This window comes from Sulfitobacter sp. HI0129, from assembly GCF_001635395.1.
GTDB lineage: Bacteria > Pseudomonadota > Alphaproteobacteria > Rhodobacterales > Rhodobacteraceae > Sulfitobacter.
The window spans coordinates 1-2,226 of sequence record NZ_LWGH01000572.1; the positions used below are offsets into that span (position 1 = coordinate 1).

At 65.2% G+C, this 2,226-nt stretch carries 2 protein-coding genes; one reads left to right on the forward strand and one right to left on the reverse strand.

Annotated elements, in window-relative coordinates; all coding sequences use genetic code 11:
* Positions 1–56 precede the first annotated feature (56 nt).
* A complete protein-coding gene (locus A3764_RS24755; protein WP_150121363.1) occupies positions 57–266 on the reverse strand; it encodes a hypothetical protein in 210 nt (69 codons plus the stop codon).
* Here A3764_RS24755 and topA point away from each other — a divergent pair.
* Positions 265–2,226 (forward strand): type I DNA topoisomerase (gene topA, locus A3764_RS15365; RefSeq protein WP_067951736.1); only part of this gene is annotated, 1,962 nt, incomplete at its 3' end. The two genes, A3764_RS24755 and topA, sit on opposite strands and share 2 nt — an antisense overlap.

Consider the following 2,226-nt stretch of genomic DNA (forward strand, 5'->3'; position numbering starts at 1 on the left):
ATGCCTTGCGGCCCCGCAGGGCAGGCGAAACCCGTTATGGTAGCATTATCAGGGGGTCACGAACCCTTCCGCCCCTCCCCGCCCGCGCGCTGCGGGCTGGCCTCGCGCTCCAGCGGCAGCCCGACAGGGCCGCTCCATCCGCGCAGGGTGCGGACCGGTCCACCGGGGGCGGGCGGGACCGGCGCGCATTGACAATCCCCCCCTGCCTCCCACATGTGACTGCCGAACTCGGTTCCTCCCATTTCCTGCAAGGTGCTTATTTTCATGCCTGTTGTCGTCGTCGAATCCCCTGCCAAGGCCAAAACGATCAACAAGTACCTTGGCGATGACTATACCGTTCTGGCCTCCTACGGGCATGTGCGGGACCTGCCGCCGAAGGATGGTTCGGTCGATACCGAGCATGATTTCGCCATGCAGTGGGAGGTCGCCAGCGACAGCAAGAAACACGTCAAGGCCATCGCCGACGCGCTGAAGGACGACAATGCGCTCATCCTCGCGACTGACCCCGACCGCGAGGGGGAGGCGATCTCCTGGCATTTGCAGGAGGCGCTGACCAAGCGCAAATCCATCAAGAAAGACACGCCCGTCAGCCGCGTGGTCTTCAACGCCATCACCAAGGCCGCGGTGACCGAGGCGATGAAGAACCCCCGGCAGGTGGATATGCCGCTGGTCGAAGCCTATCTCGCGCGGCGCGCGCTCGACTACCTTGTGGGGTTCAACCTGTCGCCCGTGCTCTGGCGCAAGCTGCCGGGGGCGAAATCCGCCGGCCGTGTGCAGTCCGTCACCCTGCGTATCATCGTCGAGCGCGAGATGGAGATCGAGGCCTTCCGCGCCCGCGAATACTGGTCCGTCAAGGCGTTGCTGGCCACGCCGCGCGGGCAGGAATTCGAAGCCCGGCTGGTCACGCTGGCGGGCAAGAAGCTGGACCGTTTCGATCTGGCCAATGAAACGCAGGCGGAAATGGCGGTGCAGGCGATCACCAGCCGCGATCTGCGCGTCACCAGCGTGGAAGCCAAGCCCGCCAGCCGCAACCCTTCGGCCCCGTTCATGACCTCGACCCTGCAGCAGGAAGCGAGCCGCAAGTTCGGCATGGGCGCGCGCCAGACCATGAGCACGGCGCAGCGCCTCTATGAGGCGGGGCATATCACCTACATGCGGACCGACGGGATCGACATGGCGCCCGAAGCCGTCACCATGGCGCGGGACGCGATCAAGGACCGTTTCGGCGGTGATTACGTCCCGAAAGAGCCGCGCATCTACAAGAACAAGGCCAAGAACGCGCAGGAAGCGCATGAATGTATCCGCCCCACGGATATGACCAAGGATGCGCCGTCGCTGAAGCTCGAAAGCGATCAGGCCAAGCTTTACGATCTGATCTGGAAGCGGACGCTGGCCTGCCAGATGGAAAGCGCGCGGCTGGAACGCACCACGGTGGAGATCGGCAGCAAGGATGAACAGGTGGGCCTGCGGGCCTCCGGTCAGGTGGTGCTCTTCGACGGGTTCCTGCGGGTCTATGAAGAGGGCCGCGACGACGTTGTGGATGACGATGACAAGCGTCTTCCGCAGGTCTCCGAAGGGGACGCGATGGACAAGCGCGCCGTCACCCCGGAACAGCATTTCACCCAGCCCCCGCCCCGCTATACCGAGGCGACGCTCGTCAAGCGGATGGAGGAGCTGGGCATCGGGCGGCCTTCGACCTATGCCAGCATCGTCACCACGATTCAGGACCGCGGCTATGTGCGCAAGGACGGCCAGCGGCTGATCCCGGAGGACAAGGGCCGGCTGGTGACGGCCTTTCTGGAAAACTATTTCCGGAAGTACGTGGGCTATGATTTCACCGCCGATCTGGAGGACCAGCTCGACAAGGTGAGTGCGGCCGATGCCGACTACAAGGACGTGCTGGGCCGGTTCTGGCGCGACTTTTCGGCGGCCATCGCCGAGACCAGCGAATTGCGCATCACCGAGGTGCTGGAGAAGATCAACGAGGTGCTGGAGCCGCATCTCTTTCCGCCCACCGAGGACGGCAGCGACCCGCGGCTTTGCCCCAACTGCGGGGCGGGCCGCCTGTCGATGCGCACGGCGCGGTCCGGCGGGGCCTTCATCGGCTGTTCCAACTATCCCGAGTGCCGCTACACCCGCCCCTTCGGCCCGCCCGACCCGGAGGCCGAGGCCAGCGCGATCCCGCCCGAGGGCAAGCTGCTGGGCGAGGATCAGGGCGACGAGATC